Source organism: Clostridium sediminicola (assembly GCF_050402865.1).
Taxonomy (GTDB): domain Bacteria; phylum Bacillota; class Clostridia; order Clostridiales; family Clostridiaceae; genus Clostridium_AF; species Clostridium_AF sediminicola.
In genome coordinates this window covers 143,943-158,792 of record NZ_BAABMF010000008.1, presented here as the reverse complement: position 1 = coordinate 158,792, position 14,850 = coordinate 143,943, and the positions used below count along the sequence as shown (strand labels likewise).

General features: G+C 29.9%; 17 protein-coding genes. 7 read left to right on the top strand and 10 right to left on the bottom strand.

From position 1 onward, the window contains the following. Window positions 1-14 precede the first annotated feature (14 nt). Window positions 15-467 carry a hypothetical protein gene (locus tag ACQ3F0_RS14570; protein ID WP_428866045.1) on the bottom strand — a complete coding sequence of 151 codons (453 nt, stop codon included), beginning with the start codon at window positions 465-467 and terminating at the stop codon, window positions 15-17. A gap of 1 nt (window position 468) precedes the next feature. Next, window positions 469-675 carry a helix-turn-helix transcriptional regulator gene (locus ACQ3F0_RS14565; RefSeq protein WP_428866044.1) on the bottom strand — a complete coding sequence of 69 codons (207 nt, stop codon included), beginning with the start codon at window positions 673-675 and terminating at the stop codon, window positions 469-471. 350 nt (window positions 676-1,025) lie between these two features. On the opposite strand from ACQ3F0_RS14565, the gene ACQ3F0_RS14560 reads away from it, so the two are divergent. Beyond that, complete coding sequence (locus ACQ3F0_RS14560) at window positions 1,026-2,231, top strand: dicarboxylate/amino acid:cation symporter (RefSeq protein ID WP_428866043.1); 1,206 nt, start codon at window positions 1,026-1,028, stop codon at window positions 2,229-2,231. 62 nt (window positions 2,232-2,293) lie between these two features. Here ACQ3F0_RS14560 and ACQ3F0_RS14555 read toward each other — a convergent pair whose 3' ends face one another. The 3 genes from ACQ3F0_RS14555 to ACQ3F0_RS14545 are packed head-to-tail and all read right to left on the bottom strand — an operon-like array spanning window position 2,294 to window position 3,684. Next, complete coding sequence (locus ACQ3F0_RS14555) at window positions 2,294-2,788, bottom strand: GNAT family N-acetyltransferase (protein ID WP_428866042.1); 495 nt, start codon at window positions 2,786-2,788, stop codon at window positions 2,294-2,296. Window positions 2,789-2,806: 18 nt separating this feature from the next. After that, window positions 2,807-3,358: a DUF2812 domain-containing protein gene (locus tag ACQ3F0_RS14550; protein ID WP_428866041.1), complete on the bottom strand. Its 552-nt coding sequence runs from the start codon at window positions 3,356-3,358 to the stop codon at window positions 2,807-2,809. Further along, a complete protein-coding gene (locus ACQ3F0_RS14545; protein ID WP_428866040.1) occupies window positions 3,358-3,684 on the bottom strand; it encodes a PadR family transcriptional regulator in 327 nt (108 codons plus the stop codon). Before ACQ3F0_RS14545 ends, ACQ3F0_RS14550 begins: the two co-directional genes overlap by 1 nt. A gap of 278 nt (window positions 3,685-3,962) precedes the next feature. On the opposite strand from ACQ3F0_RS14545, the gene ACQ3F0_RS14540 reads away from it, so the two are divergent. Next, entirely contained in the window at window positions 3,963-4,262 is a 300-nt protein-coding gene (locus tag ACQ3F0_RS14540; protein WP_428866039.1) for a hypothetical protein, read from the top strand. A 471-nt stretch (window positions 4,263-4,733) separates the two neighbouring features. Then, the gene (locus tag ACQ3F0_RS14535) at window positions 4,734-4,865 is read left to right on the top strand and encodes a hypothetical protein (protein WP_428866038.1); all 132 of its coding nucleotides are present in this window, start codon (window positions 4,734-4,736) and stop codon (window positions 4,863-4,865) included. A 190-nt stretch (window positions 4,866-5,055) separates the two neighbouring features. Here the strand turns inward: ACQ3F0_RS14535 and ACQ3F0_RS14530 are convergent, their stop codons facing one another. Continuing rightward, the gene (locus ACQ3F0_RS14530) at window positions 5,056-5,322 is read right to left on the bottom strand and encodes a NifB/NifX family molybdenum-iron cluster-binding protein (RefSeq protein ID WP_428866037.1); all 267 of its coding nucleotides are present in this window, start codon (window positions 5,320-5,322) and stop codon (window positions 5,056-5,058) included. Window positions 5,323-5,360: 38 nt separating this feature from the next. Next, window positions 5,361-6,794, bottom strand: a complete 1,434-nt coding sequence (locus ACQ3F0_RS14525) for a L,D-transpeptidase family protein (RefSeq protein WP_428866036.1) — start codon at window positions 6,792-6,794, stop codon at window positions 5,361-5,363. A 773-nt stretch (window positions 6,795-7,567) separates the two neighbouring features. Between ACQ3F0_RS14525 and ACQ3F0_RS14520 the strand changes: the two genes are divergently transcribed. Beyond that, window positions 7,568-8,206 carry a hypothetical protein gene (locus ACQ3F0_RS14520; RefSeq protein ID WP_428866035.1) on the top strand — a complete coding sequence of 213 codons (639 nt, stop codon included), beginning with the start codon at window positions 7,568-7,570 and terminating at the stop codon, window positions 8,204-8,206. Window positions 8,207-8,245: 39 nt separating this feature from the next. On the opposite strand, the gene ACQ3F0_RS14515 is transcribed toward ACQ3F0_RS14520, so the two are convergent. From ACQ3F0_RS14515 to ACQ3F0_RS14505, 3 genes are all read right to left on the bottom strand, one after another. After that, on the bottom strand, window positions 8,246-8,602 hold the full coding sequence (locus ACQ3F0_RS14515; protein ID WP_428866034.1) for a NifB/NifX family molybdenum-iron cluster-binding protein: 357 nt from the start codon (window positions 8,600-8,602) through the stop codon (window positions 8,246-8,248). Window positions 8,603-8,723: 121 nt separating this feature from the next. Continuing rightward, window positions 8,724-9,554, bottom strand: coding sequence for a DUF1048 domain-containing protein (locus tag ACQ3F0_RS14510; RefSeq protein ID WP_428866033.1), 831 nt, complete (start codon window positions 9,552-9,554; stop codon window positions 8,724-8,726). After that, a complete protein-coding gene (locus tag ACQ3F0_RS14505) occupies window positions 9,535-9,882 on the bottom strand; it encodes a PadR family transcriptional regulator (RefSeq protein WP_428866032.1) in 348 nt (115 codons plus the stop codon). The genes ACQ3F0_RS14510 and ACQ3F0_RS14505 overlap by 20 nt, the downstream gene beginning before the upstream one ends. Window positions 9,883-10,549: 667 nt before the next feature. Here ACQ3F0_RS14505 and licT point away from each other — a divergent pair. From licT to ACQ3F0_RS14490, 3 genes are all read left to right on the top strand, one after another. After that, window positions 10,550-11,380, top strand: coding sequence for a BglG family transcription antiterminator LicT (licT, locus tag ACQ3F0_RS14500; protein WP_428866031.1), 831 nt, complete (start codon window positions 10,550-10,552; stop codon window positions 11,378-11,380). A 123-nt stretch (window positions 11,381-11,503) separates the two neighbouring features. Then, complete coding sequence (locus ACQ3F0_RS14495; protein WP_428866030.1) at window positions 11,504-13,387, top strand: beta-glucoside-specific PTS transporter subunit IIABC; 1,884 nt, start codon at window positions 11,504-11,506, stop codon at window positions 13,385-13,387. Between the two features lie 20 nt (window positions 13,388-13,407). Further along, window positions 13,408-14,844 carry a 6-phospho-beta-glucosidase gene (locus ACQ3F0_RS14490; RefSeq protein WP_428866029.1) on the top strand — a complete coding sequence of 479 codons (1,437 nt, stop codon included), beginning with the start codon at window positions 13,408-13,410 and terminating at the stop codon, window positions 14,842-14,844. Window positions 14,845-14,850 lie beyond the last annotated feature (6 nt).

Sequence of the window (14,850 nt, the reverse complement as noted above, 5' to 3'; positions counted from 1 at the left end):
AGGACTCGAAAAAACTAATATTTTTTTCTATAATATACTTTAAAGAATCCTTTTACAAGTACTGTATAGATTAAAACACTAAGTAAAGTAATGAAAACTATTTTGCTGAAAAATCCAGCTGTAACAGTCGCTGCTCCAATTCCACAAATACAAAGATTTAAACCCATTCCGCCTATTTTATCTTTAATAAGTTTTGTTCTCTCATCATGTTCTTCTATATATAATTTCTTTAATGCATCCTTACTTTTTAACGCCGTATTATATTTTTTGATTTGTATTACTATAAGGATTTGTATTCCTATGAAAATACCTACTTGAAATCCATGGATCATATCGGAAATATTTTCATTTAATTGGACTGTTGTATTTCCTAAATACCCAATTAATACAATAAAAACAACTACTATGGAATTGAATCCAATCATAAGAGATAATCTTTTCTTTATTGCCATTTTATAATCTTCCATCTTATAACTCCTCCACTTCTGAAAAATCAAATACTTCTTCGATGGTCATATCGAAATATTTTGAAATCTTATAAGCAAGAACAAGTGATGCAGTATATTTTTCACGTTCTAATGAGGTGATTGTCTGTCTCGTAACACCTACTGCTAATGCCAGCTCTTCTTGAGATAATTTATGTTTTTTTCTCAATGCTTGTATGCATGTTTTCATATCATCTCCTCCTTTTGCAAAGCCTGCTTTGCATTTTTAGTATAGTAAACTTTGCATAATAAGTCAAGAATAATATGTAAAAATGTAAAGCTTATTTTGCAAAGTGGTGATTTTTAATATGAATTTCTATAAGATATATTTTGGCTATATCTGAGTGCTTCCTTAATAACTAAGAAAGTTATGGAAGAAATATAATAACATAAAGGATTTAGCACCTGTACAAAGTAAAAAAGAATATGGTGTATAAAGGTTTGTAACATATAATTACTTGTATTGAAAAATTAACTAAATAGGTATAGAATGATAATGAAAAGCTTTAAATCATTAAATTCAATAAAGGAAGTGTAAAAATGACAAAGAAAAAAGATATGGGCCTAATCACTAAGATGATTATTGGAATAACTATTGGTGTGATTTTAGGTCTAGTTGTTAATGAAAAATTTATGATGGTTATATTAACAGTTAAGGACATATTAGGATCTATAATATTCTTCACTGTTCCATTGGTTATATTTGGATTTATAACACCAGCAATAACGAGTCTCAAAAATAATGCCAGCAAGATGTTAGGTAGTATGGCTATTATGTGTTATTTATCAGCAGTAGGGGCAGCAACTATGGCAGCTATTGCAGGTTATATAATAATACCACACTTTAATATTGCTAGTGAGGCAGCAAAACTTCATGAATTACCAGAAATAGTTTTTAAATTGGAGATTGCACCAGTTATGCCAGTTATGACTGCGTTAGTTTTAGCTATATTTACAGGGGTTTCAGTAATTTGGACAAAAGCTGAAATTGTGGACAAGTTTTTAAATGAACTCCAAAAAATGATTCTTGCTATAATTACAAAAATAATAGTACCTATTTTGCCTGTTTTTATTGCAGCGACTTTTAGTGAATTAGCTTATACTGGAAGTTTAACTAAGCAGTTACCTGTATTCTTAAAAGTTATTATAATCGTACTTATAGGACATTTTATATGGCTTACGTTATTATATACAATTGCAGGTATAGTATCAAAACAGAATCCTTGGGAAGTTTCAAAACATTACTTACCAGCATATTTAACCGCTGTAGGAACAATGTCTAGTGCAGCAACATTACCTGTTTCACTAAAATGTGCTCATAAATCAAAAGTATTAATACCAGAAGTAGTTGATTTTGCTATTCCATTAGGGGCAACTACTCATCTCTGCGGATCTGTTTTAACAGAAACATTTTTCTGTTTTACAATATCAAAAATACTTTATGGTACCCTGCCATCAGTAGGTACAGTGATATTATTTATACTTTTATTTGGTATATTTGCTATAGGAGCACCAGGAGTTCCAGGGGGAACTGTTATGGCATCGTTAGCAATTGTTACAGGAGTTTTGGGATTCGATGCATCAGGAGTAGGATTATTAATTGCAATATTTGCGCTTCAAGATAGTTTTGGAACTGCATGTAATGTTACGGGAGATGGAGCTTTAGCATTAATCCTTAGAGGATTATTCTATGATAAAGATGGAAATTCTTTAACTACATCTGAAAAGAAAAATTTATCGGTTTAGAGTGAGTGTAAATAATATAAGCAATATAAATTAAAATAAAACATCAGGGGGAACCTGATGTTTTATTTTAATTCAAGGTACATATCATACCATTTAGCCCCGCCATGTTCAGATTCAGATACTCCATCATTGAGATAACCGAATCCCTCATAATATTTTATCAAATGTTCTTTGCAGGTGAGTAATACTTTTTTTCTACTAGTCTTTTTTGATGACTCAATGAAATGATTCATTAATTCTTTAGCATATCCTTTATTTTGGTATTTAGGATGAACATCTAGTCCAAAGATTACAATATTATCTCCATTAGGTATATGAAGATTCATACTTTCAAAAAAATCGTCCTCTATAGAATTTTTATTAGTTACACCACCATTAATGAATCCTATGATTTCATTGTTTAATTCAGCAACAAAAAAACCTTCTGGGAAAACAGAAATTCTTTCCTCAAATATATTTTTTGTAGCTGCTTCTGCAGCTGGAAAACAAGCAGCTTCAATTTTAGTAACATAGTCTAAATCATTTTTTGATACATTTCTTATTTTTAATTCCTTCAATTAAATCTCTCCCTTTTCCTATTCTGAAATTTTAATTTCTTTTTTTAGTCTTTTTATTTTTTTTCTAACCGGAGCTGCCACTTGTAATAAAAGAATACCAACAGTTAATGATAAAATACCTAAAGTTGTATTTATATTAGTAATAGGTTTTAAATCACTCATAAATATGCCAATCATCAAATTGTATATTCCTGCAAATAAGTTAATAATAGTCAATACCCACCAAAAGTTACTTACACTTCTAAAGTGTTTTAGTTTAGATTTTAGGTCTGTAAATAAATCAAATTTTCCTTCATTTGATTTTTTACGGCAATAAATCCATCTCATATAGGACGCAACATGTTCAATGCCTGTTTCTTCCAAGAATTCGATATATTTTTGACTTTCTATATTACTAGCTGGTTTTTCTAATAGTTCTAATCTATATATATATTCGCCTTCTTCACATTTCTCAAAGACATACCTACACCAGGAATAATCAACTAGGGCATATCCTTTTGCGCACATTTCATTTAGCCAGTTTTCTTCTTTTTCATAATTCCAATAAGCCTTTCTTACTATATGCTTCATTAAAATACCTCCCCTAATATTTCAGTTCCATTATAGACTAATTCTTTAAGTCGTTTTATCTCATTTTTTAGTATAAGTTTACCTTCATCTGTTATCACATATTCTTTTTTTCTCGAACTTCCTTCATTTGTATAGGGAACAATCCAACCTTTAGAAACTAAAGTGTTAAGAGCTCCATATAAGGTGCCAGCCCCTAAAACAACTCGATCATTACTTAGTTCTTTAACATTTTGCATAATGCCATATCCATGCAAAGGAGTACATAAGGATAGCAAAATATAATATACTGCTTCAGTTAATGCGCCTCTATTAGAACTTTCAGGCATATTAAAACCTCCTTTAATATTACGGTTACCGTTATTACTTTATACGTTATATCGGTATGTGATATAGTATAATTATACTATATCACATACCGATATAAAAAACAATTAATAAAGTAATATCTTCATTATATTTTATCTAAAATATCAAATTATTAAATATATTCCAAACCTGTTCGCCTATAAGATTTTTTAATGGTATAATAATTAGGAAACAGGCTTCATTAATGAATAAAATAGAGGAAAAGCAATATATACTAATTTATTAATAGGAGGTTTATATGTACGAACAAAAAGGATTAATTAAAGTATTTAATGGTAATAAATTCAAAACTGTAAGTTATAAAAATGAAAATGGACTTATTACATTTACAACAAGCTCAAAAAGTAATAAATATAGAGAACTTACAAAAACACACAAAATCAAGGTTAAAGAAGATGGCAATATTAAAGAGTATGATGTTTTAATACTTGAGGATATAGAAACAGTTGACAAGATTTTTAATGAATTAAAATCTACAAAAGTTATCCCTTTTTTTATACCTAGAAAAGATAAGATAATTGTTCAGTATAATATTTAGTGAATGTAAGTACTGGAAGTCGTGAAATACGATGATAGATTGAATAGGTTAAAGCATGTACAAAGATAGCTAGGAGTTACTTTCTGCATGCTTTATTTGGGTTAAATAATATATAAGAGTGGTTTTAATTCAGAATCTTCCTTATTAAAAAATGATGATAGCAAGCTCATCACCAAAGATATTATTATATTATTAATTATCATAGCATTTTTCTTTATTGCACCATTGTTTGTGCTTATTGTTACTATACAAAATAGAAAGAAACCAATAGACCTTAAAATAAGGAAGTTTAATTTCTGTCATTCAATTTTAATACTATGTGGGACAATCACTGTTTCAAATAATTTAATATGCTTTGCTAGAATGCTAATTAATAATTATCTTACTTTTGCAAAAGTGAAGCCACATATTTTGTTAAATTATTATTTACTTTTGGGATCAATTATTGTTGTACTTTGTTCTGTGAATTTCATGAAAAAGATAGTAGTTTCAAAGAAACGTAAAGTAATGTTTGTTATAACTATTTTTTTATTAATTGCATTATTTACATTGTTGATAGGCTGGAATTTCTTTGCTGTTGTTGGAGCAGAATTCAATATCTAAAAATGTGATATTGGGAGGAGTGTTTTATGCCTTTGGATTTGGGTTTATATTATGGCTACATCTCATATGTTGAGTTTCTTACTGTTTGTCGATAATCATTCAGAAGTTAGGGCTGTTGGTGTGGATATAAATGATAAATAATAAACGGAAGAGGGTTTTTCGACTTCCGTTTGTATTAATTTTTATTAAATTAATTATGGCATTCATGGGCATGGCATGAATCACCAGAATCAAAAATATTACCTGCAAGCATAACTGATACACCCATATCTGATAGGATTTGTGCAATTTTTGATTTACAACCACAACCTGTTGGTGATGCAATAGTTTCTTCAGAAATTATACTTTTATTGCTATCGGCAACTGTAAAAACTGTGAAGTAATCACAGTGGCCAAAATGATCGTCAATAAGATATATGTCAATAGTTAAGTAAACGTTAGTTTTTTTATAAAACATATTGAAGATTTACAAAAATATAGGTATCTTAAAAAGCATTAATTATAACAAACAACAGGAATACCAGACTTAACATTATTGAATATTGCTTTTGCTAAATAGTATGGAGAATTTATACAACCATGTGAACCATTTGTCCTATATATATTTCCACCAAAGGAACTTCGCCAATTTGCATCGTGAATTCCTATACCTCCATTAAATGGCATCCAAAAGGTAACAGGAGCCTCATAATCAGCACCACGTAATACAGCATTTTTTTGTTTATATTTTAATTTATAAATTCCAGGTGGTGTTCTATGATTGGCACTTACATTACCAGTAACAATAGGTCCTTCTGAAATTAAAGAGCCATTTTTATAAAACCATAAATGCTGGCTTGTAAGATTTATTTCTACATAGGTGTTTCCAATATCATTTTTACCAAGAGATAAGGCGGTTTGGGAATATGCAGGTTCTTTAGTAATAGTTTCACCTATTTTTATGGATTCAATTAAAGCTTGTGTTTCTTTTGTTTTATCAATGGACCATCCGTAATCTCCACCCCCTAAGTTTATAGATTTTCCTAATGATGTAACAAAATTTCTTTTCTTACCAACCGTATTATAACTTTTAGCAAGAGAATCTATATAATTTTTCGCTTTTTTCTCATCAAGATTTACTTCTATATTTTCATCAACTGAAAGCCATTCATTTATTGTCGTTCCATCTAAAAGTTCTTGGTCTTTTCCAAAGGTATAAGTTATTTTTGATGATGCATATTTGTTGAGAATGTCTTTTGTATCAAGTATTTTTTTTGAAGTTGATGTGTATTGAGGTTTTACATAGCAGTTGATTGATTCCAAATTTAATGAGGTTTTTCTATCAAGTATTGAATCTGCTATATGAATATATAAAATATATTTTTTTATCTTATTACCATTTACCTCAGGAACAATTTCATAACCCTTATCTGTAAATTTGAATGTTGGATTTTGGGGCTCAATTATATTGCAGTTATCAAAACAAGATAGATTATTTACACATTTTAATAATAGATTTTTATCGTATTGAAAATTTTCTTCTAGTACACAATTTTCTTTACTAAAAATAGCTGAAATCCATTTGAAAGGGTTCTGTTTATCTTTTATGCTTCTAAAGTCGCCATTTAAATCATATTTCAAACCAATTTTATCTGCTTTAATTTTTTCATTTTTATTTCCTCGTTCTTTTAATTTTAACTCATATTTATGGAGTTTAGAGGCCATTAATTCATTTACAGTATCCACACTTTTACCTGAAACGCTAATACAATTTATTGTAGAACCAAAATAAAAATGGTTCATAAAATATAGAGCCATTCCAATATATATAACAAACAAAGTACAAAGAGAAATTAAAACACCTTTAACTATTTTCTTGTGTTTTTTTATTAAAGTTACTGTTGATTTTACTACTTTACTTTCAGTAATCTTACTTAATAATTTTTTCATAATTCATATTCCTCCAATGTTATGGTTATTCCACAAAAAGTAATTTAGTTGAACTTCTACCACAATATATAGCGTCAGAACGCATTAATCTGCGGTAGATATTGTGGTTGATTTTAGTTCAACTTACTTTTTGTGGTTTAACCATGTTATATTTAAGATAAAGTAATGGAAAATTCATCCTATATATTTATATAACTATTTATACTTTGTAATGACTAAAAATTATGATTATAATCTTGGAATATTTTTAATCAATTTTTTGTTATTTAAGAATTTATAAATTTTTTTAGGAATTATATACTTGTCAAATGCAGTTATAATAATACATTGTAATATTATGTGAAATATTTACACTGATTTATAAATTCCATCCTTCAGTGGTGAGAAGAAGCATATATAGCGTAAAAGTCATCGTAACAAACTTTAGAAATTCTTATTTATTTTCTCAAATGGATTTTTAATTCAACTAAAATCTATATATGCTCATAACTCATTAATACCTGAGATTATGTGCATATATAGATAAAGTTTCATTTAAAAATCTTATAATATATGCGTTAAGAAAAATTATTGTTTGAGCATGCGAGTTATAATTTTTTAGCAGATATTTAAGAAAATAAATTAGAATTTCTTAGTGAAGTGGAGTGACTTTCTAGCTATATATGTATTTGTTCTTTAAGTGTGAGTTGTGATTTATGAGCATTTTATAGACTTATCTGTGTTATAATGGGTTTGAAAATTGGAAAAAGAGAAATACGAAAGGTTGATTGTTTATGACGTATAATTCTTTGATTGATGAAATAAAGAGAAAAGATTTAGATATAGAAAGACTTGCAAGGAGGATAATTGATAATAAAGGATATCGAAATGAAGTGGTTAATTACTTAATGTTTAATAAAAATATTATGGTTTATTATCATAGTTACTATGTTTTATCTCGTGCAAGTGAGATTAGACCACAATTATTTTATGAATACTGGAATGATTTTGTAGAGTTACTAGGCAATAAGAATTCTTATAAGAGAGACATAGGCATGATATTAATTGCGAATCTTATAACAGTAGATGAAGAACGTAAATTTGATAATATCTTCGATAAATATATTGAGCACATTAACGATGAAAAATTTATGACAGCTCAATGCTGTGTTAGGAATTTAAAAAAGATAATACAGCAAAGAGAAGATTTGATTGATAAGATAGTTTCAATATTACTAAAAATTGAAGATAGAACATCGTATCCTAAAAAGCAAATGGAACTATTAAAATATGATATTTTAGATATTTTTAAAATAGTCTATGATAAAGCACAAGATAAAGATGAAATTAAGTTATTTATTAAAAATTGTTTAGAAAGTATAAGCCCTAAAACGAAGAAAATGGCTAAAGAAATATTTAAGAATTTAAAATAATATATTAGATAACTAAAAAAACAGCTAGAAGCTGTTTTTTTAGTTATGGCATTCATGAGCATGACATGAATCGCCAGAATCAGCAATATTACCTTCAAGCCATTTCAGTGCAACAGTCTTTACATCCCCTGAACACCCACGGACTACTTGAATACCAGCATAATTTAATACATTTACAGCCCCATTCCCCATATTACCAGCAAGCATAACTGATACACCCATATCTGATAAAATTTGTGCAATATTTGATTTACAACCACAACCTGCTGGTGATGCAATAGTTTCCTCAGAAATTATACTTTTATTGCTATCGTCAACTGTAAAAACTGTAAAGTAATCACAGTGACCAAAATGATCGTCTATAATATTTTGTCTAGATGGTAATGCAATTTTCATATAAAATTTCCCCCTTAAATTATCTTAGAAGCATGATACACTTATGGAATTATTAGTATATGCTCTTTTTAATATGATATAGATGTATTACATATATGTCAATTATTAAATAATATTTGTATTATTTTTTATTTGACTTCATCATCCAGAAGCTACATAGTAACAAGATTATACCTATTGCAACTGACCATATATTCGTAAAGATAGGAATTGGTCTATCAATAATTTTGATGAATGCAGGATCATCTATTAAAATTAAACCTGACATTAAGCCAAGAGGAATCACAAATGGGAATAAAATTTGAATGCGTTTGATTCCTTGCCACTGGTATTTTGCTGATCGTTGTATTGTTAATAGCAACCAAGGGAAGAACAAATACGCAATGAGTCCATAGGTAACTACTAATCCTACATCTAGTGTTTCTGAGTGTAGCATTGCCATGGAAACATTTCCTGTTCGTACTACTTTATAAGTTTTCATCAAGAGTAAGTATCCAATAAAAAGTGATGTTGAATAACTAAAAAGATAAAATCCATTGTGGACTTTTCCTGTCTCATTGATAAAACCTCCAACAAATGTTCCTAAATCATAATTAATAACTTCTTCAACTTCTCGATTATCAAGACTTGCATGTTCAAAGATTTCAAGAATCATATTCATAATTTCTTGTTTTTCTCCCTTTTGTATCCCATAAGTACCTATCAATTCATTGGCATCCAAGTATACTGATTGATAACTTACAGGAAGTTGTTTTATACGCACTTTAGTATGAGCTAGTTGTTTGTACGTAAAATAGACACCTAAGAATGCCATTATAATAATCAATCCTGAAAATATTATTAACACACTTCTTGCTCCAGGTTTAGCAGCAACTAATATTAGCAAAGTTACCATTAAAAGAACAGTTAATCCAATTGACATAAACAATTTATTATTTCCTTGATAATTCATTAATAGCACCACCTTTCAAAATATTATGGACGTTATGTGAGATTTCACTCCATATTTCTGTAAATGACTCTAAATATTTTTCTCCTTCTAGTGTGATTTTAAAATATTTTCGTCTGGGTCCAAGAGAAGATTTTTTTGTCTCAGTATCAACAAGTCCTTTTTTTTCAAGACGTATCAACACAGGATAAACACTTCCCTCATTAAGGTCATAAAAACCAGAATTGTTTAAATCGCTGGTAATCTGGTAGCCGTAGGTTTCCCCTTGAGCAATGATTTTAAGGATACACCCCTCTAAGAGTCCCTTTAATAATTGTGCACGATCTATCATTATTTCACCTCCACTACTCTATATAGTAAAGTAGTATATTTCTATTATACACTAGCTACTCTATATAGTAAAGTAGTGAAAAGTGGTTTTATAATGTAAATTAACTAATTGATATGGGGAGAATTAACAACTCTAGAAGTTTCATATATGTAACTTAAATTAATTATGAGAATGTGCTGTCTCACAACGAATTCTGAGACAGCACATTTTTGATGGAAAGGAACTTGCTTTCTTTTGGGAACTGCCGAAACTAATAGAGAATGACTATTTAACAAATGCTTCCAAAATATTTGCCTTTGTATTTTCAGCCTTTATCTGTCGCGATGTTTTCTTTTTCATATTTTTCTCAAATCCTTTTTCTATAAGAATCTTATGTTTATGAATGTCATAAGCTTATTAATTGTCATATTAGCAAATTCAATTTCTTTTTTTATTCTATCAAATAAAACTTTTGTGAAGGAGTGTAACAATTAAAAAAGGCATTGACAAAAGGAATAAAATAGGTTAATATTTTACTGTAAACGGGTACAAGTAATTAATGGGTGGTTACTGATTCGATCAGGCGAAACTTTAATTAATCAAAAGAGGCCAATTTTGTCTCATTTGATTAATTAAGGTTTTTTTATTTTATAATGTAAATTAACTAATGCATATGGGGGTGATTTAATTGATAATTAAAAAGATTTTTAATCTTAATGCAGTGTTAGCAAAGAACACTTCTAAACAAGAGATTGTTGTTATGGGATGTGGAATTGGTTTTAAGAAAAAGGTAGGAGAAAATATTGATGAAAATCTAGTTGAAAAAACTTTTATTCTTAAACAAAAAGAAGCTTCTGAAAAATTCAAGTTATTACTAGAAGATGTTCCAGTAGAACATGTATCTCTATGCTATGACATTATAGAATATGCACAAAATATTTTAAATATTAAGTTAAATGATTACATATATGTTACCCTAACAGATCATATTAGTAATGCTCTAAAAATTTTTGAACAAGGATTCAATACTTCTAATGTATTAATTTGGGAGATTAAAAAGTTTTATCCTAAGGAATTCGCTGTAGGGCTAAAAGCATTAGATTTTATTGAAAGTGAAATAGGTAATAGATTACCTGAGGGTGAAGCTGGAAATATAGCGCTTCATCTAATAAATGCACAGGTAAACAGTTCTGGTAGTAGCGTAGTGAATATGCGTAATATAACCGAAAAGATAATGGATGTTTTAAATATAGTTAAATATACCTATAACATTGAATTAGATGATAAATCTCTAGGCTATGAAAGATTTGTTACTCATTTAAGATTCTTCTTCAAAAGATTAGATGAAGAAGAAAAGATAGAATCAGAGCTGGATGATTTCTTATTAAAGCAAGGACAAGCAAAATATAAAAAGGCATATAATTGTATGCTTAAAATAGAAAAATATCTACAAATAGAGTTAAGTGATGAGGAAAAATTGTACTTGACCCTTCATATTCAAAGGGTCACTCAAAAATAATAAAATATTTAGGATTGTTACTGGTAAACCAGGCGAGACCGAAAATGATAGAATTAAGGATTATTCTATTTACTTGGTGTTGCTTTTTTTTTATAAATAAATATGAAAAAAAGGAGAGTTATTATGAAATATCAAAAATTGGCAAATGACATTATAAAAAATGTTGGTGGAAAAGAAAATGTTAATAGCTTAGCTCATTGTGTTACACGTCTACGTTTTAAATTAAAGGATGAAAAGAAGGCAAACACAGAAGCATTAAAAAATATGGATGGTGTTATAACGGTTATTCAAAGTGGGGGACAATATCAAGTAGTTATAGGGAACCATGTACCGGATGTTTATGAAGAGGTGTTGGATGTAGGTGGATTTAGTACAGCGGCATCAGATGAAACAGAAGAAAAAACAGGATTATTTAATACTTTTGTAGATACAGTTTCAGGAATATTCACACCAGTTCTTGGAGTATTAGCAGCTACTGGTATGATTAAAGGTTTTACTGCATTATTCATAGCTTTCGGTTGGCTTTCATATGATTCAGGTACCTTTAGCATTTTAAATGCAGTAGGAGATTGCTTTTTCTACTTTTTCCCAATATTCTTAGGATACACAGCTGCTAACAAGTTTAAATTAAATCACTTTGTTGGGATGGCAATAGGTGCAGCACTTGTTTATCCAGCACTTGGTGGTTTGACTGCAGGTGAACCATTATATACATTGTTCGAAGGTACAATAATAGAGTCCCCTGTGTATATAACATTCTTAGGAATTCCAGTTATTATAATGGATTATGCATCAAGTGTTATTCCAATAATCTTAGCTACTTTTGCAGCCTCAAAGTTTGAAAAGTTATTTAAAAAGATAATTCCAGATGTTGTTAAAAGTTTCTTAGTTCCATTTAGTACATTACTAGTTGTTTGTCCATTAACATTTATACTGATTGGCCCTATAGCAACATGGGGAGGTCAGTTGGTAGGTGTAGGTTCACTTGCCCTACATAATATCAGTCCAACTTTTTATGGAGTTATGATGGGTGGTTTTTGGCAGGTACTTGTTATGTTTGGATTACACTGGGGAATATTCCCTATTTACTTTAGCAATATGGCAACTTTAGGATATGATCCGATTATTGCTCCTTATTTTGCCGCATCTTTTGCACAAACTGGGATAGTATTAGCAATAATGCTTAAAACAAAGAATAAGAAATTAAAATCTTTATCAATACCAGCATTTATTTCAGGTATATTTGGCGTTACGGAGCCTGCAATTTATGGTATTACATTACCTCTTAAGAAACCATTTATACTAAGCTGCTTTATAGCTGCTATAGGTGGTGGAATCATGGGATGGGCAGGTTCAGCCGAGCAGGTAATTGGTGGAATGGGTATCTTTGGTATACCAAATTACATTAATCCAAACACAGGATTAGACAAAGGTTTTTATGGCGCGATGGCTGCTATGATTTTTGCTTTCATTGCCGGTTTTGTAGTAATGTATTTTATGAAATTTGAAGATGATGAAGTTGTTGAAGAAAATAAGGGTAAAACTTTCGTAAAGCAAGAAGTTATAGGTAGTCCTCTAAAGGGAAAAGTTACAGCACTGTCAGATGTTAAGGATCAAGCTTTTTCAACGGGTGTATTAGGAAAAGGTATTGCTATAGAACCATCAGAAGGTAAGGTTGTAGCTCCGGCTGATGGAGTACTAACAACTGTTTTCCCAACAGGACATGCTATAGGAATAACTACAGATAAGGGTGTTGAAATCTTAATTCACGTTGGTATGAACACTGTACAATTAGAAGGAAAACACTTTACTCCAAAGTTAAAACAAGGAGATAAGGTGAAAAAGGGTGATGTTATATTGGAATTTGACAAAAGGGCTATAGAAGAGGCTGGATATTCAGTTATAACCCCTGTGATTGTAACCAATTCTGCTAATTACTTAGATATTATTGAAACTGATAAGGCTGACATAAATTATAGAGGAAACTTATTAACAGTAGTGATTTAACAAAGGAAAGGAAAATGGTTATGTCAAATAAATTAGGATTTCCAGAAAATTTTCTATGGGGAGGCGCTTTAGCAGCAAATCAATGCGAAGGTGCATATAAAGAAGGAGGTAAAGGTCTAACTAATATAGACCTTTGCCCAACTGGTAAAAATAGATTTAAGGTTATGCTTGGTAATCCAGAAAGCTTAAAGTTAGTGGATGGAGAATTTTACCCATCACATGAAGGGATAGATTTCTATCATAGATTTAGAGAAGATATAGCATTATTTGGGGAAATGGGCTTTAAGTGTTTAAGGATATCTATAGCTTGGGCTAGGATTTTCCCGAATGGTGATGATGAAACTCCAAATGAAGAAGGATTAAAGTTCTATGATGAGCTATTTGATGAAATGTTGAAGTATGATATTCAACCAGTAGTTACTATTTGCCATTTTGATATACCGGTAGCTTTAATAGAAAACTATGGTGGATGGAGAAGCAGAAAGCTTGCTAAGTTCTATGAAAGATATACTAAAACTATCTTTGCAAGATATAAGAATAAGGTTAAATATTGGATGACTATTAATGAAATAAATATGTTATTACACCTTCCATTTGTTGGTGCAGGATTAGTATTTAACGAAGGTGAAAATAAGACGCAAGTAATGTATCAAGCTGCTCATCATCAGTTAGTTGCAAGTGCATTAGCTACGAAAGCAGCACGTGAAATAATGCCAGAAGCTATGGTGGGATGTATGCTTGCAGCAGGGGTAACTTATCCTTATACTTGTAACCCAAATGATGTTCAAGAAGCTATTGATAAAGATAGAGAAAATTACTTCTTTATAGATGTTCAATCAAGGGGAGAATACCCTGGGTACGCTAAGAGATTCTTCAGAGAAAATAGTATAGAAATTATTATGGAGCCAAGAGATGAAGAGTTGCTTAAGACGTATACAGTAGACTACATAGGGTTTAGTTATTATTCGAGTGGATGTGCAAGTAGAGATCCAGAAATTTTAAAGAATATGACAGATGGTAATGTGTTTGATACAATAGAAAATCCTTATCTTAAGTCTTCTGAATGGGGATGGCTAATTGACCCAAAGGGATTAAGAATTACATGCAACACTTTACATGACAGATATCAAAAACCATTATTCATAGTAGAAAATGGATTAGGTTCTATAGATAAGATTGAGGAAGATGGCTCAATTATTGACGATTATAGAATCGAGTACATAAGAGAGCATGTTAAGGAAATGAAGGAAGCTGTTTTAGATGGAGTTGAGCTTATAGGGTACACTCCTTGGGGATGTATTGACATAGTTTCTGCATCAACAGGTGAAATGAAGAAACGTTATGGCTTTATATACGTTGATAGAGATAATGAAGGAAATGGAACTTTAGAAAGATCTAGAAAGAAGAGTTTCCATTGGTATAAGAATGTGATTGCAACAAATGGAGAAGAAATTTAATCTATA